The sequence below is a fragment of the Hylemonella sp. W303a genome (assembly GCF_046452315.1).
In the GTDB taxonomy this organism is placed as follows: Bacteria; Pseudomonadota; Gammaproteobacteria; order Burkholderiales; family Burkholderiaceae_C; genus Hylemonella.
In genome coordinates, this window is sequence record NZ_JBKFDG010000002.1 from 360,675 (window position 1) to 381,888 (window position 21,214).

A 21,214-nucleotide genomic window follows, 5' to 3' on the forward strand; every position below is an offset into this window, starting at 1 on the left:
AGACAAGGAGACGCCTGCCTGAACGCGAAATCATACCGTCTGGCCAGAGTCGGACCGGTGCACCACAAACCGCTAGATTAGGGACCTTGTAACCAGGTTTCCACCAACACCGCAACATGGATCACAGCTCACCCATTCTGCGCATTTCAGCCTTGTGCGCCAGCGCGTTTTTGATCGTGATACTGGCTCTCGCGCCGACAACGCTAAACGCTCAAGGCAAGCTGAAGAAGCGGGTGGATGAAGACTTTTCACGCATCGACACCGATGACAACGACCTGATCAGCCCGCAAGAGTGGAAACGCCGGGGCAATTTCGAAGCGCTGGATCAAGACGGCGACGGATTTCTCAGCAAGGAGGAGATGGCGGCTCTTTACCGACCTGGCCACCGCGGCACTTTGGAGCTTGTCCCCACGCTGGTGGACCCACCACCGATGGATGCAAGCTACGAAACCGACAAGATCGCAAGCAGCGCGCTCGATCATGTGACTTTGTGCGGCATTAGCCGGGAAAGTTGCAAGATGCAGGACAGCGAAGCCCAGTTCCAGCGAGTCGGGCTCTTCGAGACAGGCCTGGGACCGCGGTTTCCGCAGGATGCCAATTGCCTCGGAATCGACGATTACTTTGCCCTTCCCTACAACTACAAACGCTCCAGCAGTGGCGCACGGCATGGCGGGATGGACATGCCCGCCGCATGGGATACCCCGATCCTGGCTGCGGCCGACGGCACGGTCGTTGGCATTTATGGCGCGGACAACTCTCAGCGAGGGCGCGAGATCGTGCTGCGCCACGCGCCCGAAGACACCGGACTTCCGGTTTGGATTTACACCCAGTACGCTCACCTGAACCAGCCCCCCACGCTCAAACTCGGTCAGAGAGTTCGCATGGGAGATGTCGTCGGGCTGACTGGCAACTCGGGCTTGTCGGCCCAGGGGGATCGGCCCACCACGGGGCGGCGCCCAGCCATCCACTACGCAGCGTGGTTCAGCCACTCGCGGCGTTACGCTGACACAGGCGCTGCGATCGTGCCCGAACGCGGCGTTTGGCTCGACCCGAACGGCCTCTACCGTGGTGGCCCGCCATTCGACTCAGCCTCGCTCAAAGCCCTGCCTGAGACAGAGAAGTTCGTGCTCATCCCCGTGATGTACACCGACGGCACGACCCAACCGGCCAACACTCGGCTGATCTGGCCCTACACCTGCACACATCGCGGCAAGCGTCAGCATGAATAAGCCTGCAAGTCCGTCGGATCTTCCCCGCGAACCAGCATACGGATGCAGTTGCGGGCGCGAGGAGGCCCTGCTGTAGAAAAGCGCAGAAGGGGCTGCGGGATAATTCGGCCCCATGAACCCCCTGCTCCAGAAGCTGCAGCCCTACCCTTTCGAACGGCTGCGCAAGCTCTTTGAAGGCGTCACGCCCAACCCCGCCTACCGGCCCATCAGCCTGGGCATTGGCGAACCTAAGCACCCCACGCCGGACTTCATCAAGCAGACGCTGAACAGCGCGCTGTACGACCCGTCCAATGACCTGGCGGCCTACCCGCCCACGGCGGGCACGCCCAAGCTGCGCGCCGCCTTCACGGACTGGCTGAAGAAGCGCTATGGGCTGGAGCTGGACCCGGCCACGCAGGTGCTGCCGGTCAATGGCTCGCGCGAGGCACTGTTTGCCTTCGCACAAACCGTGGTGGACCCGGGCCAGCCGGGTGCAACCGTCGTGTGCCCCAACCCCTTCTACCAAATCTATGAAGGCGCGGCCCTGCTCGCGGGCGCCACGCCCTACTTCGCACCCAGTGACCCCAAGCGCAACTTCGCGGTGGATTGGGACAGCGTGCCCGAGGCCGTGTGGCAACGCACGCAGCTGCTGTTCGTTTGCTCGCCGGGCAACCCCACGGGCGCGGTGATGCCGCTGGACGAGTGGAAAAAACTGTTTGAACTGAGCGACCGGCACGGCTTCGTGATCGCCTCGGACGAGTGCTACAGCGAGATCTATTTCCGTGATGAACCCCCGCTGGGTGGGCTGGAAGCCGCCGCCAAGCTGGGCCGAGGCTTCGAGCGCCTGGTGGCCTTCACCAGCCTGTCCAAGCGCAGCAATGTGCCGGGCCTGCGCAGTGGCTTCGTCATGGGCGACGCGGCGCTGCTGAAAGCCTTCTTGCTTTACCGCACCTACCACGGCAGCGCGATGGCGCCGCCCACGCAGGCGGCCAGCATCGCGGCCTGGAACGATGAAGCCCATGTCATCGCCAACCGCGAGCAGTACCGCGCCAAGTTCGCGCGGGTCACGCCCATCCTGGCCGAGGTGCTGGACGTGGCCCTGCCCGACGCAGGCTTCTACCTCTGGGCTGGCGTGCGCGGCGTCTGTGGCGGAGATGACGCGGCCTTCGCCCGGGAACTGCTGGCTCAATACAATGTGACGGTTTTGCCTGGCAGCTACTTGGCCCGCGAATCGAATTCGCGCGGCGCCCCGAGCACGCCGGGCCTCACACCCGCGATGGCACAAGACCCGGGGCACAACCCGGGTCGCGGCCGCATCCGCATGGCCCTGGTCGCCGAAACGGCGGAGTGCGAGGAAGCCGCGCGGCGCATCGTCCAGTTCGTCCAATCCCATCAGTAACCCGCACAGCACCGACACCATGAGCCAACAACTCCAACAAATCATCGAAGCCGCCTGGGAAGACCGCGCCAAGTTCTCGCCCAAGTCCGCCCCCCAGGACATCACCGACGCGGTGGATTCCGTCATCGCCCAACTCAACAACGGCACGTTGCGCGTGGCCACGCGGGAATCGGTCGGCCAATGGACGGTGCACCAGTGGGTCAAGAAGGCGGTGCTGCTGTCCTTCCGTCTCAAGGACAATGAACTCGTGCGCGCCGGTGACCTGGGCTTCTACGACAAGGTGCCCACCAAGTTCTCCGACCTGTCGGCCCAGGAAATGGCTGCCACCGGCGTGCGGGTCGTGCCCCCGGCCGTGGCGCGACGTGGCAGCTACATCGCCAAGGGCGCCATCCTGATGCCCAGCTACGTGAACATCGGCGCCTACGTCGACGAGGGCACGATGGTGGACACCTGGGCCACCGTGGGCAGCTGCGCCCAGGTCGGCAAGAACGTGCACTTGTCGGGCGGCGTGGGCCTGGGCGGCGTGCTGGAGCCGCTCCAGGCGAACCCGACCATCATCGAGGACAACTGCTTCATCGGCGCGCGCAGCGAAATCGTCGAGGGCGTGATCGTCGAAGAGAACTCCGTCATCAGCATGGGCGTGTACATCGGCCAGAGCACCAAGATCTACGACCGTGCCACGGGCCAAATCCACCAGGGCCGCGTGCCCGCCGGTTCCGTCGTGGTGGCGGGCAATCTGCCCAGCGCCGACGGCAAGTACAGCCTGTACGCAGCCATCATCGTCAAGAAGGTGGACGCCAAGACCCGATCCACGACCAGCCTGAACGACTTGCTGCGTGACTGAGCCCACCCTTCGCCGATGACCACGACGCTGCAGCTCGCCGAGCAACTGATCGCCCGCCCCTCCGTCACCCCGGAGGACGGCGGCTGCCAGGCCTTGATCGCCGAGCGCCTGGCTCCGCTGGGCTTCCAGAGCGAGACGCTGACCTTCGGGCCGGAGGAATTCCGCGTCACCAATCTTTGGTCGGTGCGCGCTTCACCCGCCAGGTCCGACGCGCTCACCTCGCTGCCCACCCTGGTCTTCGCAGGCCACACCGACGTGGTGCCCACCGGCCCGGTGGCGATGTGGAGCCAGGATCCTTTCACCCCCACGCACCGCGATGGCAAGTTGTACGGACGCGGCGCGGCCGACATGAAGACTTCCATCGCGGCCTTCGTGGTGGCGGCGGAAGAGTTCGTCGCGGCGCATCCGAAGGCCCCGCTGAACCTCGCGCTGCTGTTGACCAGCGACGAGGAAGGCCCCTCGGTAGATGGCACGGTCAGGGTGTGTGAAACGCTGCAGGCGCGTGGCACGCGGCTCGATTACTGCATCGTCGGCGAGCCCACCTCCGTCAAGCAGACGGGCGACATGATCAAGAACGGTCGGCGCGGCACCATGAGCGGCAAGCTGACCATCAAGGGCGTGCAGGGCCACATCGCCTACCCGCAACTGGCGCGCAACCCCATCCACCTCTTCGCGCCCGCGCTGGCCGAGTTGGCCGCGATGGAATGGGACCGGGGCAATGACTACTTCCAGCCCACGAGCTGGCAGGTGAGCAACATCCACGGGGGCACCGGCGCCACCAATGTGATCCCCGGCGCGCTGGTGGTGGATTTCAACTTCCGCTTCAGCACCGAATCCACGCCCGAGAACCTGCAGCAGCGCTTGACGGGCGTGCTCAACAAGCACGGCCTCGAATACGAGCTGCTCTGGACCATCGGTGGCCTGCCCTTCCTCACGCCCGTGGGCACGCTGGTGGGCGCGGTGCAGGCGGCGATCCGCGAAGAAACCGGCCTCACCACCGAGCTCTCCACCACCGGCGGCACCAGCGACGGGCGCTTCATCGCCAAGGTCTGCCCCCAAGTGATCGAGCTGGGCCCCACCAACGCGACCATCCACAAGATCGACGAACACATCCCCGTGGCCGACATCGAGCCATTGAAGAACATCTACCGGCGCACGATGGAAAAACTGGCGCACGAACCGCTGGCCGCGCGATGACGCTGGCCGAACTCATCGCGCAAGCCGCGACTCGGCTCACCGCCGCAGAGCAGGCTGGCCGCCTGGCTTTTGGTCACGGCACCACCAACGCGCAGGACGAGGCCGCTTGGTTGGTGCTCTGGAAGCTGGGCTTGCCGCTGGACTGTGACTTCGACGCCGAAGGCGCGCGCGAAGTCTCGGCGACCGAAACCGGCGATGCTCTGGCGCTGATCGACGAGCGCATCGCCACCCGCAAGCCTGCCGCCTACCTCACGCACGAGGCCTGGTTGCAGGGCGTTTCGTTCTACGTGGACGAGCGCAGCATCGTGCCGCGCAGCTTCATTGCCGAGCTGATCGCCGATGCCGACGGACAAGGCACCTTGGACGCTTGGCTGGGTGAGAACACGCGCCATGTGCTCGACCTCTGCACTGGCAACGGCAGCCTGGCCGTGCTGGCCGCGCTGGCTTGGCCCGAGGTGCAGGTGGATGGCGCGGACATCTCGGCCGACGCCCTGGCTGTGGCGCGCATCAACGTCGAGCGCCATGGCTTGCACGAGCGTGTGCGGCTGTGGCAGTCCGACGGCCTGGCCCAGGTGCCGGGGACCTACGACCTCATTCTCTGCAACCCACCCTACGTCAACCAGCAGAGCATGACCGCCCTGCCCGCCGAGTACCGCGCCGAACCGGAGCTGGCCCTCGCCGGGGGCGCGGACGGCATGGACTTCATCCGCCGCCTGCTGCGCGATGCTCCCGCGCGCATGAGCGCGCACGCCGTGCTGGTGCTTGAAATCGGCAACGAGCGCGACAACTACGAAGCGGCCTTCCCCGAATTGGCCGCGCAGACCTTCTGGCTCGATACCAGCGCGGGCGCGGACCAGGTGTTGCTGTTGACGCGCGAGGCGCTCGATGCGGCTGCGCCAGAGACGAACCCGCCGCGATGATCCCGAACTCTTCTCCCGGTGCCCCGAACCGCGTTGATGGGCAAGGAGCTGCTCGCCCCCAACGCCTGACTCCATGATCACCCTCAAGAACATCACCCTGCGCCGCGGCGCCAAAGTCATCCTCGACGGCGCCTCGGCCACCATCAACCCCGGCGAAAAAGTGGGACTGGTAGGCCGCAATGGCGCGGGCAAGTCCACCCTGTTCGCGCTGCTCAACGGCGGCTTGCACGAAGACAGCGGGGACTTCAGCATCCCCACCCAATGGCGCATGGCTCAGGTCGCGCAGGACATGCCCGAAACCGCCGAGAGCGCCACGGACTTTGTGCTCGCGGGCGACACGGCCCTGGCCGCCGCCCACGCGGAAGCCGCCGCCGCCGAGGCCAGCGAAGACGGCGAGCGCATGGCGCATGCCTACATGGCGCTGCAGGACGTGGGCGCGCACGATGCGCCCGCGCGCGCGCAAGCCCTCATCCTCGGCCTGGGTTTCCAGACCACCGAGCTGGACCGGCCCGTGAACAGCTTCTCCGGCGGCTGGCGCATGCGCCTGCAGCTCGCCCGCGCGCTGATGGCACCCAGCGACCTGCTGTTGCTCGACGAACCCACCAACCACTTGGACCTGGACGCCCTGGTTTGGCTCGAAGCTTGGCTACAACGCTACGCGGGCACTTTGTTGGTCATCAGCCACGACCGCGAGTTCCTGGATGCCGTGACGACCGTGACCCTGCACATCGAGGGCGCGCAGCTCAAGCGCTACGGCGGCAACTACAGCCGCTTCGAGGACATGCGCGCCGAGCAACTGGCGCTGCAACAGGCCAGCTACGCCAAGCAGCAAGAGAAGATCGCGCACCTGCAGAAATTCATCGACCGCTTCAAGGCCAAGGCCAGCAAGGCCAAGCAGGCGCAGAGTCGCGTCAAGGCGCTAGAGCGCATGGAGAAGATCGGCCCGGTGCTGGCCGAAGCCGACTTCACCTTCGAGTTCAAGGAACCCGCCAACCTGCCCAACCCCATGCTGACGCTGCAGGGCGTGAGTTGCGGCTACCCGGGCGCGGAGGCGGCCGATGCGCCCATCACCATCGTGCGCAACGTCGGCAAGTCCGTGCTGGCGGGCCAGCGCATCGGCATCCTGGGCGCCAACGGCCAGGGCAAGTCCACCCTGGTCAAGACCATCGCGGGCGATCTGCAGCCGATCGCCGGCGAGATCGTCCAGGGCAAGGGCCTGTCCATCGGCTATTTCGCTCAGCAAGAACTGGACGTCCTGCAGCTGGACGACACCCCGCTGGACCACATGATTCGCCTCGCCCGCGACACCACGCAGGCCGGGCGCCTGAGCGGCCAGAGCACGCGCGAGCAGGACTTGCGCAGTTACCTGGGCGGCTTCAATTTCACCGGCGATCAGGTCAAGCAGGCCGTGGGCAGCATGAGCGGTGGCGAAAAGGCGCGCCTGGTGCTGGCCCTGTTGGTCTGGCAACGGCCCAATTTGCTGCTGCTGGACGAGCCGACCAACCACCTGGACCTGGCCACGCGCGAGGCCCTGTCGGTCGCGCTCAACGAATTCGAGGGGGCGCTGATGCTCGTGAGCCATGACCGCGCCCTGCTGCGCGCGGTCTGCGACGAGTTTTGGCTGGTGACGCGCGGCGGTGTGCTGCCTTTCGATGGCGACCTGGACGACTACCAGCGCTACCTGCTGGAGGAAGCCAAGCGACAACGCGAGGCGATCAAGGCGGGCGCCTTGAATCCGCCTGGCGCCACCGCGACGGCCCCGGCGCCATCCAACGCGGCCGCCGCGCCGCAGGCCGTAATGGCCACGGTCGCCGCCAAGCCCGCCGCGCGCGAGAACAACCGCACCCGTCAGATGCGCAAGGAGCTGGAGCAATGCGAGGCGCGCATGGCTGCGCTGGGCGAGGAGAAGCAGGTCATCGAAACGCGCCTCGGCGCGAACCCACCGCTGGAAGAAATCCAAACGCTGAGCGCGCGCATGGCCGCGCTGCAAGGCGAACTGGACCAGGTGGAGGCGCGCTGGCTGGAGTTGGGCAACGCGCTCGAAACAATTTCTTGAGCGCGAGGCCAAGCAAGGCAAAAAATTCATGGCATAATCTTGGTCTTTCGGGCTCTTAGCTCAGTTGGTAGAGCAGCGGACTCTTAATCCGTAGGTCGAGTGTTCGAGTCACTCAGGGCCCACCAAAAAACGAAAAGCCGGGCAGATGCATCATCTGTCCGGCTTTTTCCTTTGTCCCGAGCCAGTCGAGGGCATCCGCAACATCGATGCGGCCTCGATGGAGTGACGATGACGAATCAGGCGACGCACTCAACGCCCATGCCCAACATCCTGAACATCTCCACCTACAAGTTCGTGCCCCTGCCCGACGCCGCCGAGCTGCGGGAACGGTTCAAGGCCCGGGCCGAGGCCTTGGGCCTCAAGGGCACGGTGCTGCTGGCCGAGGAAGGCATCAACCTCTTCGTCGCGGGCACCGAAGCGGCCGTGCGCGACTTCGTCGCGACCCTGCACGCGGACGCGCGCCTGGCCGATCTGGCGCCCAAGGAAAGCTGGTCGGACCACCAGCCTTTTCGCAAGCTGGTGGTCAAGCACAAGCGCGAGATCATCCGCATGAACCACCCCACCATCCGTCCCGCCGAGGGCCGCGCTCCAGCTGTCGCGCCGCTGACGGTGAAACGGTGGCTGGATCAGGGCCACGACGACGAAGGTCGCCCCGTGGTCACGCTGGACACGCGCAACGCCTTTGAGGTCCAGCACGGCGCCTTCGAGGGCGCCATCGATTGGCGCATCCGCAAATTCTCGGAGTTCCCTGCCGCCGTGCAAGCGCACAAGGCCGAGTTGGAGGGCAAGACGGTCATCAGCTACTGCACCGGTGGCATCCGCTGCGAGAAAGCCGCCATCTACATGCAGGAGGCCGGCCTGAGCCACGTCTACCAGATCGAGGGCGGCATCCTCAAGTACTTCGAGGAAGCGGGCGGCGCGCACTACCAGGGCAACTGCTTCGTTTTCGACGAACGCATTTCCCTCAGTCCGGACTTGACGCCCTTGCCGCCCGGCACGCCCCACCCGTCGATTGATCGCGACGTCAGCGTGGACTGAAATTCTCTGCGCGCCAAAAACGCGCAGACAGCGCAGGGGCCGCGCCTCGCGCGGCCCGGTGCCTCCAGGCCCGATCAGGCGGGATTGAATTTGCGCAGGGGCAAGGGAATGTGTTCCGTCTCACCCGGCACCTGACCCATGCGCTGAGCCTCCCAGTCCTCGCAGGCCTGCACGATGCGCTCCTTGCGCGTGGACACGAAGTTCCAGTACATGAAGCGTCGGCCATCCAGGGGCGCGCCGCCGATCACGACGAACCGTGAGGGCCGCTCGCCCGCCTTGATGCGCACGGTGCCACTCGCCGCGCTCACCTCTTGGTTGGGCAGCACGGCCATCTGCCGACGGCCCACCTCGACTTGGGCACCGTCGGGGCAGTCCAGCAGCAGGGGCTGGTCCACGGCGTAGACGGCGCGCTCTTCGTAAAGGGCTGGCAACTCGAAGATGCCCCCCTCGGGCAGCTTCACGTCCAGGTACAGCGTGGGCATGTAGACCTGCACGGGCGACTTCAGGCCAAAGGCCGCGCCAATCAAAACGCGCACGGAATGTCCGTCCGCCTTGAGTTCGGGAATCGCGCTGGCGTGCGTGTGCGCGAAGCTCGGGGCCACCTCTTCAGAATCACGCGGCAAGGCGGCCCAGAGTTGCAGGCCATGCACGCCATAGGTCGCCTCCAGCAAGTCGTCGGGCTTGCGCTCGGAATGCACGATGCCGCGTCCCGCCGTCATCCAGTTGATGGCGCCCGGCTCGATGCGCTGCAGCGACCCCACGCTGTCGCGGTGCATCTGCGCACCCTCGAAGAGATAGGTCACCGTCGCCAGGCCGATGTGCGGATGCGGACGCACGTCGTGCTCGCGCCCCGGCGTTTCGATGACCGGCCCCATGTGATCGAAGAACAAGAAGGGGCCGACGGATTGGCGTTGCGCGGCCGGCAACACGCGCGACACGGTGAAACCACCGCCCAGGTCTTTTTCATGGCCCGACAGAACCAGCACGGATGAATTCATGGTCTTCACTCCTGAATGGCGCGGCGATGCGCGGGAAACCAGCTTGGCTCACACCCACCGCCAGGGAAAAAAACGGCCGGATGTACCGGCCGTTTTCCGCGAGCAAGGTGCCAGGGCTCAGCCTCGGCTGCCGTCGAAGCTCAAGCGGCCAGGGCCGAAGGCCGAGAAGGCCAGGAGGCCGCCCGCGATGGCCAGATTCTTGAAGAAGTGAATCTGCTGCATATTGCCCGGATCCACCAGCATGTTCCAGAAGTTGTGGAAGAAGAAGCCCGCGACGATGGTGAAGATCGCCAGGATGAAGGCGCTCCAGCGCGTCTTGTACCCCACCAGCAGGGCCAGGCCCAGCACCACCTCGACGAAGATGGCCACGGCCGCGCCCGCGTAGCCCATGAACTGGGGCAGGTGCATGGTGGAAGACACATAACCCGCCACGCCCGAGAAGCCGCTGATCTTGTTGATGCCAGCCGGCACGAACAACAGCGCGAGCAGGATGCGGCCGATGAGGGTGATCGGTGCCTGGAGTTGATTGAACATGGTTTTACCTCTTTGGTTTGTTGGGGTTCAGGCCAGTGCGTTTTTGTCCGTGCCTGGGTGTCCGCTGGTCTGCCCGGACACTCGCACGCATGGTAGCGGCATTTTGGGCGCGGTCCGCGCAGGCAGACCGCGTGGTGCGTTTCAGTGGACCAAGTCGGTGAAAACCAGCACCTCCGCGTCCTTGCCGTTCGCGAAACTCAGTTCCGACTCGGCCGTGATCATCGCCGCGTCACCACCCGCGAGCTTCTGGCCGTTGACCTCCAGCTCGCCCTTGACCAAGTGCACGTAGGCCTTGCGATTCGCGTCGAGCTTGAGCTTCGCCTGCTCGGCACCGTCGAACAGGCCCGCATAAAGCCGCGCGTCTGCATGGACAGTGACCGATCCGTCTTCGCCCGTGGGCGAGGCCACCAGGCGGAGTCGGCCGCGCTTGTCGCCAGACTCGAAGGTTTTCTGCTCGTAGCTCGGCGCGATGCCCCGCACATTGGGCTCGATCCAGATCTGCAGGAAGTGCGTCTGCTGGCCCGCCGCGTGGTTGAACTCGCTGTGCAGCACGCCGGTGCCTGCGCTCATGCGCTGCACGTCACCAGGGGGAATGCCCTTGACGTTGCCCATGCTGTCCTTGTGCGCGAGGTTGCCCTCCAGCACGTAGCTGATGATCTCCATGTCGCGGTGGCCGTGGGTGCCAAAGCCGGTGCCCGGGGCGATGCGGTCCTCATTGATGACGCGCAGATTGCCCCAGCCCATGAACTCCGGGTCGTAGTAGCCCGCGAAGGAAAAGCTGTGGAAGGACTTGAGCCAGCCGTGGTCGGCGTAACCGCGGTCCCCGGATTTGCGAATGGTCAGCATGGAATGCTCCTTTCTGTGAGGCCTGCCGAAGGTGCAAGCCGATGGAGTGACTGTAGAAAAGGTCGGACGGCTTGAGATCGAGTCGCTTTGAGGATTGAATTCAAAATAAATGAAATAAGATCAACTCTTCGTGCAAATCTCTCGGCGATTCCGGCCCATGCAAACCCCGCCTCCCACGCCCCATTCCGCCCGTGACGTCCTGACGCCGGACGCGCTGGCCATGCTTCAGGCCATCGAAGCCGCAGGCAGCTTCGCGGCGGCGGCGCGTGCACTCGGGTTGGTGCCCAGCGCCCTGACCTACCGCGTGCGCCAGATCGAGGACGCCCTGGACGTGCTGCTCTACGACCGCAGCTCACGCCAGGCCCGGCTGACGGCGGCGGGCGCGGAGCTGTTGCGCGAGGGCCAACGCCTGCTGGGCGAAATCGACGCTGTGGCGCGCCGAGTTCAGCGGGTGGCCACGGGCTGGGAATCGCAATTCACGATCGCGGTCGACAACATCATTCATCGGTCGACCATCATGGAGCTGTGCGAGAGCTTCTTCACACTCGGCGCGCCCACTCGCCTGAAACTGCGCGATGAAACGCTGATGGGCACGCTGGAGGCTCTGACCAGCGGTCAGGCCGATCTGGCCATCGGCGTGGTGCTGGAGGCGGGTGACATCAGCAGCGGCAATGTGGGCCTGCAGAGTAAACCCCTCGGGCAGGTGGAATTCATCTACGCCGTGGCCCCCCACCATCCCCTGGCGACCGCCCCCGAACCTCTGACCGATGCCCTGTTGCTGCAGCACCGCGCCGTGGCGGTTGCGGATTCGTCGAGCCGTGGCCAGGCCCTGACCGTGGGCCTGTTGGCCGGGCAGGACGTGCTCACCGTCGGCACCATGCAGGCCAAGCTGGACGCACAACTGCGCGGCCTGGGCGGCGGATACTTGCCCGAGTGCAATGCCCGCCCCTACATCGAAGCGGGCCGGCTCGTGGTCAAGCAAACCGAGCGCTCGCAACGGCTGGTCCGAACCAGTTACGTCTGGCGTGGCAACAGCGCGCCCGGCCAGCCACCGGGCCAGGGCACGGGCCGTGCGCTGCAATGGTGGCTGCAGCAATTGGAGAGCCCGACGACCCGCGCCGCCTTGCTCGGTCCACTGCAGCGTTGAATCCACGGACTGTTCCACCCGCACACAGCTTCAACGTTGTCATGTCCGCTGACTACATCGGTCGTTTCGCGCCCTCGCCCACCGGACTGCTGCATGCCGGTTCGCTGGTGGCCGCTCTGGCCAGTTGGCTGGACGCGCGCGCGCACGGCGGCCGCTGGCTGGTCCGCATCGAGGACGTGGACCAGGCCCGCTGCCTGCCCGGCGTCGACGAGTTGATCCTGCAGCAGCTGGCCCTGTGCGGCCTGCGCTCGGACGACGAGCCCCTGTACCAATCAAGACGAGAGCGCGTCTACGAGCGTGTCCTGGACGCGCTCGCCCAACGGGGTCGCGCCTACCCCTGCACCTGCTCACGACGCAAGATCGAACAGACCCTGGACCAACTCGGCCGCTCGCGTGGCCGGCACGGGGAGCTGGTCTACCCAGGCACCTGCAGGCCTGGCCCGGGCAAGCCCGCGGTCAGTGGATGCCATCCAGACGTTCCGCTTGAACGCAATGCAGCCCCCCTGATCTCCCCCGCAAGCCCGCGCGCTACCGATCCTGCGCTTGGCACCCGCGCCTGCGCCTGGCGCCTGCGCGTGCCCGCAGGCGTGCTGCTCTGGGAAGACCGGCGACTGGGCGCGCAGGCCCAAGACGTGGCGACGGAGGTGGGAGACTTCGTGCTCAAACGGGCCGACGGCTACTGGGCCTATCAATTGGCGGTGACGGTGGACGACGTGGCCCAGGGCGTCACCCACATCGTGCGCGGCGAGGACCTGGCCGAAAACACCCCCCGACAGATCGTGCTGCTGCATGCCTTGGGCTACCCCACGCCAAACTATTTGCACACCCCACTGGTGCTGGGCCCGAACGGAGAAAAGTTGAGCAAGCAAAACGGCGCCGAGGCTCTGGATCTGGATACGCCCACCGCCGTGATGGCCGCGCTCAACGCGGCCGCTCAGGTGCTGGGGCTATCGACCATCGACACGCTCCGGGCGGACCGCCCTGCCCACGCACTCGCGGCGTGGGTGTCTGAGTGGAAGGCTCATTGGTGCCCACGATGAGTTCCAGGGTTCCAGCACGGCCATTCAAAATGGTCTTCCTGCCTTCTTACAATCCGGGCCCGTGAACGTTCAGCCCGCCATGCCCCCATCGAACCCCTCCGCCGCGCCGCCACAGGGCGTTGCCTACCCCAAAGCCATCAAAAGCTACGTGACACGTGCCGGCCGCACGACCACGGGACAGGCCAAGGCCTTGTCGGAGTGGGGTCCTCGCTACGTGTTGCCCTTCCAGGCCACGCCTTTGGACCTGGACGCGACGTTCCAACGCGATCCCCAGCTTGGCGCACCGACCATCCTGGAAATCGGCTTCGGCATGGGCGACGCCACCGCGCACATCGCCGCGCTGATGCCGGACAAGAACTTCATCGGCTGTGAAGTGCACGAGCCGGGCGTCGGTGCATTGCTCAAGCACATCGGCGAACGCGGCTTGACCAATCTGCGCATCGTCCAGCATGACGCCGTGGAGGTGCTGAACCAGATGCTGAGGCCCGGCTCGCTCGCGGGCGTGCACATCTTTTTTCCGGACCCTTGGCACAAGAAGCGCCACCACAAACGACGCCTGATTCAAGCTGACTTCGTGCGCAAGCTCAGCACCTACCTCCGTCCAGCGGGCGCCAACGGCGAGGGCGGCGGCTACCTCCACTGCGCGACCGACTGGCAGCCCTATGCCGAGCAAATGCTCGCCGTGCTGTCCGCCGAACCCTCGTTGCGCAACACCGCGTCGGACTACGCCCCACGCCCTGCCTACCGCCCCGAGACCAAGTTCGAACGCCGGGGTCTGCGCCTGGGCCACGGGGTCTGGGACCTGGTGTTCGAGCGGGTCTGACCCCAGCCCCTTCCCTGCCCACTCGGGACATGACCCGCCCCGCGCACCGCCACCGTCCGCCAATGATCGCGGGCGTGAGTGCCAGTTGCGTGGCCCTGCCCGGTGGCGGTCCTTGGCCGCTGCTGGTCGATTTCCTGGCCGAACGCCTGCCTGCGGTGGGCGCCGCGCAATGGCGGCAGCGCATGGCAGCCGGACGTGTGCTGAACGAGCATGGACAAAGTCTGCCGCCCGACACCCCCACCGCCTCGTTCGCACCCGGCGCGCGGGTCTATTACTACCGCGAGCTGGACGCGGAGCCCGAGCTGCCCTTCGATGCCCAGATCGTCTTCCAAGACGAGCACCTGCTCGTGGCCGACAAGCCGCACTTCATGCCCGTCACGCCCACGGGCCGCTATGTGCGCAACAGCCTGCTGGTGCGCCTGAAGTCCGAAACCGGGATTGAGACGCTCAGCCCCGTGCACCGCATCGACCGCGAGACGGCGGGTCTGGTGCTTTTCAGCGTGCGCCCGCAAGACCGGGGCGCGTACCAGGCGCTGTTTCGCACGCAGGCCGTGGGCAAGGTTTACGAAGCCATCGCGCCGCTGCAGGCCCGGGGTTCGGACCAGCCCCTGCCCGCCATCCACCGCAGCCGCATCGAGGTCGACCCCGAGCATTTTTTTCGCCAGCACGAAGCCGCGGGCGAGCCCAACAGCGAGACGGCGCTTGAATTGGCCGAGGCCCGGCCTCCGCACGCGCTGTATCGCCTTCATCCGCGCAGCGGCAAGACCCATCAGTTGCGGGTGCACATGAACGCCTTGGGTCGGCCGATCGTGGGTGATCTCTTCTACCCGAAGGTCGTGCACGGCCCCGAGGCGGGCCAGGACGACTGGACTCAGCCCCTGCGCTTGTTGGCACGCGGACTGACCTTCATGGACCCCATCACAGGCCAAACTCGCGCGTTCACAAGCCAGCGAACGCTGGACTGGCCGGGCACGGCCCCTTGAAGCGAGCGACTGACGGACGTGCCTCGGAAGCTTTACCCCAGGGCGCTATCATCGTCGAGTCCCCCTTCTCAAGACACCCTTGCATTCAAGATTTGGACATTGGAAACGCCATGACCTCTTACCTCGCGACACGCTCCCACCCGCGTCATCTGGCTGCCGTGCTGGCAACGCTGACCCTCGCCCTGGCGGGGATGTCCACGCCGACCCACGCCGACACCATCGCCGATCTCGGAGCTGCGGTCAGCTACAAACCCCAGCAGCCCGTCGAGGCCCAAGGCATCAGTGGGTTCGACGTCGGCGTGGGCACCAGTTTCAGTGACATCAAGGATGGCGAGGATGTTTCCGTGACGCGGGTGAACCTGCACAAGGGCCTGCCTTTCGGCTTTGACATCGGCGGCTTCTTTGGCAACGCCCATCGGGACGGCGAGAGCCACTCGCTGCGCGGCTACGAGCTGCGTTACGCCTTGCTGGAAGGCAGCACCGTGATGCCGGCCATCGGCCTGCGCGGGGCTTACACCAAGCTGGACAACGACGCCCTGGATCTCAGCACCAAGAGCCTGGACCTCGGTATTTCTAAGGGCTTTGCCTTCCTCACGCCCTACGCCGGTATCGGTCGGGTTTGGGTGGACAGCACGGTGGATGACGCCACCCTGAACAAGACCTACGCAGGGCTGAACATCGGCTTGGGCTTGTTCGCGGTGGACATCGAAGTGGACAAGACCGGCGAGGTCACCACCTACGGCCTGAAGGCCGCGCTGCGCTGGTAAGTGCTCGGGCTGTGACCGCGGCGTGCAAGCGCAGGGCCTGCATGCTCGGTGATAATTCATCCGCCTGCACGGCACCCACACCAAGATGACCATGAAAAAAACTTTCTCATCCACGGCTTGCGCCACGCTGGGCCTTGTTCTGAGCTTGGCCGCGCTGCCGGCCTGGGCGGACCGTCTGGGCAATCTCGATGCCTTGACCGACAGAGAATTTAAATACGCTTCCGAGGCCATCGGCGCGGCGATCAGCTACAAACCCCTCTCACCGCCCCAACCGCAGGGCTTGATGGGCTTTGACGTTGGCGTTTCCGTGACCAGCAGTTCGCCCTCCTACAAGGGGGCGGCGGCGCTTGAAAAAGCCAACGCGAACCTTTACCTCGACGACGCGATCCAGAGCTACCGCTTGGACATCCACAAAGGCTTGCCCTTTGACCTGGACGTCGGCGCTTATTTCGCCAACGTCCCGGGTTTGGGCATCGATGTGCGCGGCTTGGAGGCACGTTACGCGTTGCTGAATGGCGACTTCGCCAAGCCGGGCATCAGCCTGCGCGGTGGCTACACCTACGCGACCAACTCCGACGACCTCTACATCAACACGCGCAGCTTGGATGTGTCGATCTCGAAGGAATTCGCCATGCTGACGCCCTATGCGGGCGTGGGTTATGTCTGGGTGGACAGCGATGGCCGCAGGGCCGCCAAGCATCTAGAAAGCTCGCCTGAGCTCAACAAGTACTACGCTGGCATCAACATGGGCTTGGGACTGATGAATCTGGCCTTTGAAACCGACATCACCGGCGACACCACCAGCTGGGGCATCAAGCTGGGCTTGCGTTGGTGAGCCTGCGCGCGGGCATGTGACAAGGGCGCTCTCACGAGCGCCCTTGTTCATTTCCAAGGTCCCTGCCCCGTTGGGTCAGGACGATGGCACCCGACGGATGGCGTTCAAACCTCCTGCGCGGTGATGCGGTACTTGAAGGCGTCCGGGGTGTAGGAGTCCAGACGTTCCACTTGCCCCGCAGGCCCGGTCTCGCACACAGGGTACATCAGGAAGCCCAGCGGACCCTTCTGAGCGCCAGGCAGCTTCAGGTCGTGCGCCATGTTCCAGCCCACCCAGTTGCCTTCCCATTGCCCGAAGAGCGCCTTGTTCACCGGCGCGACCAGCGGGTTCTGGGTGGTCTTGATCCATTCCGGAGTTTCCTGACGCATCACCTTGGCCACGTCCGCCGGGTCCATGGCCACCCAACCGTGGTCCTTCAGAAAGACCTCGGCGCGGCAATGCTGGGCGCCCGACAAGTTGCCCATGTTGTTGCCGCCCAGCTCTTTGTAGCCAAAGGCCGAGGGCGCAAGGCGCAGACCGTACACATCGCGGGCGGGCAGGCCCACGGCGCGGCACAACCCCACGAAGAGCGCGTTGATGTCCGCGCATTTGCCGCCCAGGTTGCCGGTCTCCAGCATGGTCTTGATGTCGCCTTCGCCGCAGCCGCGCACCTTGGGCTCGCGGTAGGCGTTGGTGACCACCCAGTCGTAGACCGCGCGCACCTTGTCGTAGTCCGTCTTCGCCCCTTGCGTGGCTTTGAGCGCCGTCTCACGCACGATGCCGTCGGTGGGCAGCAGCGCGGTAGGACGGGTCCAGAACTCAAGGTCCTTGTCTTGCTTCGGGTTGGACTTGGCCGACCAGTCCACCGCGCGGCTGCGCGTCTGCACACGGCTGGTCAACTCGACCCAAGGTGTTTTTTCGCCGGGCGCGAATTCAACGGTCAGCCATTGGGTGGCTGCCACACCGCCTTGCGCGATGTCCTTGCTCAAGGTGACGCGGCCATTGCTGTCCCAGCGGTTGTCCAAGGAGCGCTGCCAATCGCTTTCTATGGAAGGCACGGGCAGCCAGACACGGGTCTGACCGTCGGCGAGTTGCACGTCCACTCGGGTCTTGACGTCGAAGCTGCGCCAAGCGCCCGGCTGGGGATTGAACTGGCGCTCGGGCGTGGCGCTTTGCGCGGCCGCGCGGATCGGCCAAGTGCCGAGCGCGGACACCGTTGCAGCACACGAAGCGGCCGCAGCCGCATGTTTGAGGAAGGCACGGCGCGGCGATGCACGTCCTTCGGACGCGCGTTGTTCGGTGGTCATAAAGCGATCTCCGGTAGATGAGGAACGGGCCGACGGCGCAGGTGAAGGTGCGCCGAAACGGCTGGGCTGGATTATCACCAGCTCGGAGCGCTCAGGTCAGCAGGGCATCCACGAGCGCCTGTGCACGGTCGCCACTCCAGTCCAGTTCGCCCTGAACCCGGTGGCGGGGCCGGCCGCTGGGATCGATCAAGACCGTCGTGGGCAGCACGGTGGCCGCGCCCCAGGCTCGCGCCGCTTCTTTTTCGGTGTCGAGTAGCACGGTCAGCGCGCTTGTGTCCAGGGCACTGCTTTGCAAGAAACGCGCAATGGCGCGCGGCCCTTCACCGACGTTGAGGGCCAACACGCGTACCGCGTCGCCATAGAACCCGGCCAAAGTCTGCAAGGTCGGCATTTCGACCCGGCAAGGCGCGCACCAAGAAGCCCAAAAATTCAACAGCACCACGCGCCCGCGCAAGGCTTCCAAGGTCCAGGTCCGGCCCTGCATGTCCAAGGCCCGCAAGGGTGGGGTCTTCTGCCCGGCGGGCCATGGGGACAAGGCGTGACCGACGGCATCGTTCTCGATGTTGGCCAGCTCGGACTTCCCATCTGCGGGCGCCGCATGCAGCGGCGCCACGCGCAGCAAGGACAGCAAAGCGGCGGGCGCGAGCGGAGCCACGCCCGCGCCCATGACAGCGCTCAAGCAATGTCGTCGTTGCATCATGGCTTGAGTGTATGCGTCACGCGTCGGACTCAGGGACTCAGACGCTGGCCAGCCGGTCACCACCAGCGGCCTGGGCGTGTCTGGCGCCCTCCGCGGCCCGTCCCAGCAGCTGGTGTGCCGGCTCGCCCGAACGGTACTGGGCCACGCCCACGCTGGCGCTCAGGCGCGTGGAGGACTCCGCCCCCGCGATCCCCCCTGACTGCCCACGCCCCATCTCGATCGCCGCGACCTCGAGCCGAAGACGCTCGGCCAGGCGCATGGCTGCGCTCAGGTCCGTCTCAGGCAGGACAATGAGGAATTGCCCTCCGTCCTCGCGCGCCAGCCAATCGACGTCGTTGCGCAGCACCGCCCGTCCTATGCGCGCGACCTCCCGCAGCAAGTCATCGGTGAGGGCCGGACCCAGCTCCTGCCGACGCTCTCGGAAATGGTCAATGCTCGCCACCAACACGGACAAGGGGCGGCCATACCGCTGCACGCGCTCCACTTCCTGGGGCAGCCGTTCTTCTACGGCGCGACGGTTCCAGCAGCCCGTGACCGCGTCGGTGCGCGACAGGCGGTACACCTCGTCAACCAGGCGCTGCAATTCATCGGTGCGCTGCGCCACTTTTTCATCCAGGCCATCGATGTGCTCACGCAAGCCGGTTTGAAGCTTGACGAAGCCATCGGCCAACAGGTCGATCTCATCCCTGCCACGCCGCAGGGTGGCACGTTGACGCGGCGGCGGCGTCATCAGATGGTCGGGCGTCAATTCAGCGGCGAAGCGCGCCATTGCCTCCAGGGGCCGCTGTAGGCGGCGGCGCAGCAGCCAGGTGACAAGCAGGCATACCAGAGCGGTGTACACCCCATAACCCAGCAATACCTGCCAGGCCGTCGCACGCACCTCGCGCATCACGTAGCGGGGGTTGCCAACGATCTCCAGTTGTCCGAGCGGCAGACTGGCGCTGCCCTGACCTGGCAAGGGCAAGATGTCCACGCGCCGCACCACGGTCGCGGCCTCACGGGCGGCGGGGTCACCCGCCATGAACACCGGGCCAGTGGCAGAGCGCAGGCGCACATGCCCGACCTCAGGCAAGGTGGAAATCGCCTGCACTTGCCGTTGGACGGACTCCAGTTCGATGTCCCACAAGGCCGTGGCCAACTGCGGCACGCTGGTGCGAACGATGCCATCCACCTGCGTTGCGAAACGCTCCTCGTGCTGACGCAGCAAATACCAAGTCTGCCCTGCCAAGACGAGCGCCATGCACAGCACCGCGAGCAGGACGATGCGGCGGATCAGCGAGCCTGCCAAGGGACGGAAGTCGCGCGGCACCTGCCAAGCCCAATGCCGTTCGGTCGCGCTCGGGTCGGCGACGTCTGAGGGCGCGGAACCCGCCTGCCGGGAGGTATGTTGATCAAGGAAGTGCACGCTCATTGGTGAACCTTTCGTTGGACTTGGGCGTGTCCTTCAACAAGCGCTCCATGCTGAAGTCGTAGCTGCGCAGGCTGGCATTGCGGGTTTTGCTGAAGCGCTTGAAGTCCACGTCGTCACAGCCCGGGCCCAGACGCGCACGCAAGGCCTGGGCCAGTTTGCCGTCGAACAAGGCGAACATGCGCCGTTCCTGCATCAAGCCTTCGTCGGCGAAATCGTGGCCGTTGTAGTGGTCGTGGATCATCACCAGGCTCCAAGCCCCCGTGATGAAGTGCCCCCCCGCCAGGGCCGCGAGGCGCCCGCTTTCCTTCGCGCGCAGCGCCTCGGCGGAGGTGTTGATGCCGCTGAAGAGGACCGTGCGCCCCGGCTCGCCGCCGCGCTGCTCCAGGGCGCTCATCGCACCCAGGGCCATCAGGTCGTTGCCGGCCCAGAGCAGGCGGGCCTGCGGGTGACGCTGATACAGCACCGAGGCCTGTTCGGTGGCCTTCTCGCGCGACCAAGCGGCATAAACCTCCTGGTCGATGACGACGTCACCGGCCTCGCGCACGGCCTGGCGCATTCCGTCGTTGCGCGCGATGGACGATGGCGTGCTGCGGTCCCCGGCGATCACCAGCATATGCAACTTGCCGTCCTGTGCTTGCAGGCCAGCGGTGCGGGCCTGGTTGATCAAGGCGCGCGCCGTCAGATAACCGGCGTCCTGGGCCCGTGGTTCGAGCGAGCCGATCCACAGCTTGTGCTTGCGGCGCGGCAAACCCGTGTGCGCCATTTCCTCGGTGGTCGGCTTGCTATAAGCCATGAAGACGCGGATGCCGCTGCCCTCGAAGATGTTCAGCAACTCGGGGCCAGTGCCATAGTCGTTGGTGACCACGACGTAATCCGGCCGCTGAGGCGGTGGCAGCGCCACGATGGTGCGCGCGATCTGGAAGACCTGCAGGTGTTCACGCTCGGCGTAATGGACATCCAGCGTCTGCCCCAGGTCCTGCGCGGCGGACTGCATGCAACGTGCGACTCCTGCCCAGTAGAACTCATCGGCCTTGCCAGGATTGATGAAGGCCACGCGCTGCGCGAGGGCGTCAACGCCGACCCAGACCAAACCCAACAAGGCGCAAGCACGCAGCGCTAGCACGGCGGCGCGAAAAGCTCCTCTTGACAAGCCTGTGCCTGGACTCATGCCCCAACGACCTC

Annotated in this window: 20 protein-coding genes, 1 tRNA gene and 1 pseudogene; 15 read left to right on the plus strand and 7 right to left on the minus strand. The window is 65.7% G+C overall.

Annotated features, from left to right (window positions below):
• The first annotated feature begins 116 nt into the window (after positions 1 to 116).
• The 9 genes and pseudogenes from ACLBKS_RS05290 (at position 117) to ACLBKS_RS05330 (ending at position 8,662) form a co-directional block, all read left to right on the plus strand.
• Positions 117 to 1,229 (plus strand): peptidoglycan DD-metalloendopeptidase family protein, encoded by a 1,113-nt coding sequence (locus ACLBKS_RS05290; protein ID WP_410191747.1) that lies wholly within the window; start codon positions 117 to 119, stop codon positions 1,227 to 1,229.
• 112 nt (positions 1,230 to 1,341) lie between these two features.
• Complete coding sequence (gene dapC, locus ACLBKS_RS05295; protein WP_410191748.1) at positions 1,342 to 2,607, plus strand: succinyldiaminopimelate transaminase; 1,266 nt, start codon at positions 1,342 to 1,344, stop codon at positions 2,605 to 2,607.
• Positions 2,608 to 2,626: 19 nt separating this feature from the next.
• A complete protein-coding gene (gene dapD, locus ACLBKS_RS05300) occupies positions 2,627 to 3,451 on the plus strand; it encodes a 2,3,4,5-tetrahydropyridine-2,6-dicarboxylate N-succinyltransferase (protein WP_410191749.1) in 825 nt (274 codons plus the stop codon).
• A 15-nt stretch (positions 3,452 to 3,466) separates the two neighbouring features.
• The gene (gene dapE, locus ACLBKS_RS05305) at positions 3,467 to 4,648 is read left to right on the plus strand and encodes a succinyl-diaminopimelate desuccinylase (RefSeq protein WP_410191750.1); all 1,182 of its coding nucleotides are present in this window, start codon (positions 3,467 to 3,469) and stop codon (positions 4,646 to 4,648) included.
• Positions 4,645 to 5,568 carry a 50S ribosomal protein L3 N(5)-glutamine methyltransferase gene (gene prmB, locus ACLBKS_RS05310; protein WP_410191751.1) on the plus strand — a complete coding sequence of 308 codons (924 nt, stop codon included), beginning with the start codon at positions 4,645 to 4,647 and terminating at the stop codon, positions 5,566 to 5,568. The genes dapE and prmB overlap by 4 nt, the downstream gene beginning before the upstream one ends.
• Positions 5,569 to 5,689: 121 nt before the next feature.
• Positions 5,690 to 6,115: pseudogene (locus tag ACLBKS_RS05315) on the plus strand (ATP-binding cassette domain-containing protein); the annotation flags it as partial.
• Between the two features lie 234 nt (positions 6,116 to 6,349).
• Positions 6,350 to 7,624: an ABC-F family ATP-binding cassette domain-containing protein gene (locus tag ACLBKS_RS05320; protein WP_410191930.1), complete on the plus strand. Its 1,275-nt coding sequence runs from the start codon at positions 6,350 to 6,352 to the stop codon at positions 7,622 to 7,624.
• Between the two features lie 49 nt (positions 7,625 to 7,673).
• A tRNA-Lys gene (locus ACLBKS_RS05325) sits at positions 7,674 to 7,749 on the plus strand.
• A 133-nt stretch (positions 7,750 to 7,882) separates the two neighbouring features.
• Positions 7,883 to 8,662 (plus strand): sulfurtransferase, encoded by a 780-nt coding sequence (locus tag ACLBKS_RS05330; protein WP_410191752.1) that lies wholly within the window; start codon positions 7,883 to 7,885, stop codon positions 8,660 to 8,662.
• A 74-nt stretch (positions 8,663 to 8,736) separates the two neighbouring features.
• Here ACLBKS_RS05330 and ACLBKS_RS05335 read toward each other — a convergent pair whose 3' ends face one another.
• From ACLBKS_RS05335 to ACLBKS_RS05345, 3 genes are all read right to left on the minus strand, one after another.
• Positions 8,737 to 9,660 (minus strand): pirin family protein, encoded by a 924-nt coding sequence (locus ACLBKS_RS05335; RefSeq protein WP_410191753.1) that lies wholly within the window; start codon positions 9,658 to 9,660, stop codon positions 8,737 to 8,739.
• A 117-nt stretch (positions 9,661 to 9,777) separates the two neighbouring features.
• On the minus strand, positions 9,778 to 10,194 hold the full coding sequence (locus ACLBKS_RS05340) for a DoxX family protein (RefSeq protein WP_410191754.1): 417 nt from the start codon (positions 10,192 to 10,194) through the stop codon (positions 9,778 to 9,780).
• Between the two features lie 141 nt (positions 10,195 to 10,335).
• Positions 10,336 to 11,040 (minus strand): pirin family protein, encoded by a 705-nt coding sequence (locus ACLBKS_RS05345; RefSeq protein WP_410191755.1) that lies wholly within the window; start codon positions 11,038 to 11,040, stop codon positions 10,336 to 10,338.
• A gap of 157 nt (positions 11,041 to 11,197) precedes the next feature.
• Here ACLBKS_RS05345 and ACLBKS_RS05350 point away from each other — a divergent pair, with 157 nt between their 5' ends.
• From ACLBKS_RS05350 to ACLBKS_RS05375, 6 genes are all read left to right on the plus strand, one after another.
• Positions 11,198 to 12,187: a LysR family transcriptional regulator gene (locus ACLBKS_RS05350; RefSeq protein WP_410191756.1), complete on the plus strand. Its 990-nt coding sequence runs from the start codon at positions 11,198 to 11,200 to the stop codon at positions 12,185 to 12,187.
• A 41-nt stretch (positions 12,188 to 12,228) separates the two neighbouring features.
• Positions 12,229 to 13,227 (plus strand): tRNA glutamyl-Q(34) synthetase GluQRS, encoded by a 999-nt coding sequence (gene gluQRS / locus ACLBKS_RS05355; protein ID WP_410191757.1) that lies wholly within the window; start codon positions 12,229 to 12,231, stop codon positions 13,225 to 13,227.
• Between the two features lie 79 nt (positions 13,228 to 13,306).
• On the plus strand, positions 13,307 to 14,050 hold the full coding sequence (trmB, locus tag ACLBKS_RS05360; RefSeq protein WP_410191931.1) for a tRNA (guanosine(46)-N7)-methyltransferase TrmB: 744 nt from the start codon (positions 13,307 to 13,309) through the stop codon (positions 14,048 to 14,050).
• 29 nt (positions 14,051 to 14,079) lie between these two features.
• Positions 14,080 to 15,033, plus strand: coding sequence for a pseudouridine synthase (locus ACLBKS_RS05365; protein WP_410191758.1), 954 nt, complete (start codon positions 14,080 to 14,082; stop codon positions 15,031 to 15,033).
• Between the two features lie 110 nt (positions 15,034 to 15,143).
• On the plus strand, positions 15,144 to 15,800 hold the full coding sequence (locus tag ACLBKS_RS05370) for a hypothetical protein (protein ID WP_410191759.1): 657 nt from the start codon (positions 15,144 to 15,146) through the stop codon (positions 15,798 to 15,800).
• A gap of 91 nt (positions 15,801 to 15,891) precedes the next feature.
• Entirely contained in the window at positions 15,892 to 16,635 is a 744-nt protein-coding gene (locus ACLBKS_RS05375) for a hypothetical protein (RefSeq protein WP_410191760.1), read from the plus strand.
• Positions 16,636 to 16,739: 104 nt separating this feature from the next.
• Here the strand turns inward: ACLBKS_RS05375 and ACLBKS_RS05380 are convergent, their stop codons facing one another.
• The 4 genes from ACLBKS_RS05380 to ACLBKS_RS05395 all read right to left on the minus strand — a co-directional run bounded on the left by ACLBKS_RS05380 (position 16,740) and on the right by ACLBKS_RS05395 (position 21,155).
• A complete protein-coding gene (locus ACLBKS_RS05380; RefSeq protein WP_410191761.1) occupies positions 16,740 to 17,921 on the minus strand; it encodes a transglutaminase-like domain-containing protein in 1,182 nt (393 codons plus the stop codon).
• A gap of 91 nt (positions 17,922 to 18,012) precedes the next feature.
• The gene (locus tag ACLBKS_RS05385) at positions 18,013 to 18,621 is read right to left on the minus strand and encodes a TlpA family protein disulfide reductase (protein ID WP_410191762.1); all 609 of its coding nucleotides are present in this window, start codon (positions 18,619 to 18,621) and stop codon (positions 18,013 to 18,015) included.
• A 37-nt stretch (positions 18,622 to 18,658) separates the two neighbouring features.
• Positions 18,659 to 20,032: a diguanylate cyclase domain-containing protein gene (locus ACLBKS_RS05390; RefSeq protein WP_410191763.1), complete on the minus strand. Its 1,374-nt coding sequence runs from the start codon at positions 20,030 to 20,032 to the stop codon at positions 18,659 to 18,661.
• On the minus strand, positions 20,013 to 21,155 hold the full coding sequence (locus ACLBKS_RS05395) for an ABC transporter substrate-binding protein (RefSeq protein ID WP_410191764.1): 1,143 nt from the start codon (positions 21,153 to 21,155) through the stop codon (positions 20,013 to 20,015). The genes ACLBKS_RS05390 and ACLBKS_RS05395 overlap by 20 nt, the downstream gene beginning before the upstream one ends.
• Between the last annotated feature and the right edge of the window lie 59 nt (positions 21,156 to 21,214).

Coding starts and splice junctions, on each gene's coding strand:
- ACLBKS_RS05290 (WP_410191747.1), top strand. CDS start 117: ATGGATCACAGCTCACCCATTCTGCGCATTTCAGCCTTGTGCGCCAGC.
- dapC (WP_410191748.1), top strand. CDS start 1,342: ATGAACCCCCTGCTCCAGAAGCTGCAGCCCTACCCTTTCGAACGGCTG.
- dapD (WP_410191749.1), top strand. CDS start 2,627: ATGAGCCAACAACTCCAACAAATCATCGAAGCCGCCTGGGAAGACCGC.
- dapE (WP_410191750.1), top strand. CDS start 3,467: ATGACCACGACGCTGCAGCTCGCCGAGCAACTGATCGCCCGCCCCTCC.
- prmB (WP_410191751.1), top strand. CDS start 4,645: ATGACGCTGGCCGAACTCATCGCGCAAGCCGCGACTCGGCTCACCGCC.
- ACLBKS_RS05320 (WP_410191930.1), top strand. CDS start 6,350: ATGCGCGCCGAGCAACTGGCGCTGCAACAGGCCAGCTACGCCAAGCAG.
- ACLBKS_RS05330 (WP_410191752.1), top strand. CDS start 7,883: ATGCCCAACATCCTGAACATCTCCACCTACAAGTTCGTGCCCCTGCCC.
- ACLBKS_RS05335 (WP_410191753.1), bottom strand. CDS start 9,660: ATGAATTCATCCGTGCTGGTTCTGTCGGGCCATGAAAAAGACCTGGGC.
- ACLBKS_RS05340 (WP_410191754.1), bottom strand. CDS start 10,194: ATGTTCAATCAACTCCAGGCACCGATCACCCTCATCGGCCGCATCCTG.
- ACLBKS_RS05345 (WP_410191755.1), bottom strand. CDS start 11,040: ATGCTGACCATTCGCAAATCCGGGGACCGCGGTTACGCCGACCACGGC.
- ACLBKS_RS05350 (WP_410191756.1), top strand. CDS start 11,198: ATGCAAACCCCGCCTCCCACGCCCCATTCCGCCCGTGACGTCCTGACG.
- gluQRS (WP_410191757.1), top strand. CDS start 12,229: ATGTCCGCTGACTACATCGGTCGTTTCGCGCCCTCGCCCACCGGACTG.
- trmB (WP_410191931.1), top strand. CDS start 13,307: ATGCCCCCATCGAACCCCTCCGCCGCGCCGCCACAGGGCGTTGCCTAC.
- ACLBKS_RS05365 (WP_410191758.1), top strand. CDS start 14,080: ATGACCCGCCCCGCGCACCGCCACCGTCCGCCAATGATCGCGGGCGTG.
- ACLBKS_RS05370 (WP_410191759.1), top strand. CDS start 15,144: ATGACCTCTTACCTCGCGACACGCTCCCACCCGCGTCATCTGGCTGCC.
- ACLBKS_RS05375 (WP_410191760.1), top strand. CDS start 15,892: ATGAAAAAAACTTTCTCATCCACGGCTTGCGCCACGCTGGGCCTTGTT.
- ACLBKS_RS05380 (WP_410191761.1), bottom strand. CDS start 17,921: ATGACCACCGAACAACGCGCGTCCGAAGGACGTGCATCGCCGCGCCGT.
- ACLBKS_RS05385 (WP_410191762.1), bottom strand. CDS start 18,621: ATGATGCAACGACGACATTGCTTGAGCGCTGTCATGGGCGCGGGCGTG.
- ACLBKS_RS05390 (WP_410191763.1), bottom strand. CDS start 20,032: ATGAGCGTGCACTTCCTTGATCAACATACCTCCCGGCAGGCGGGTTCC.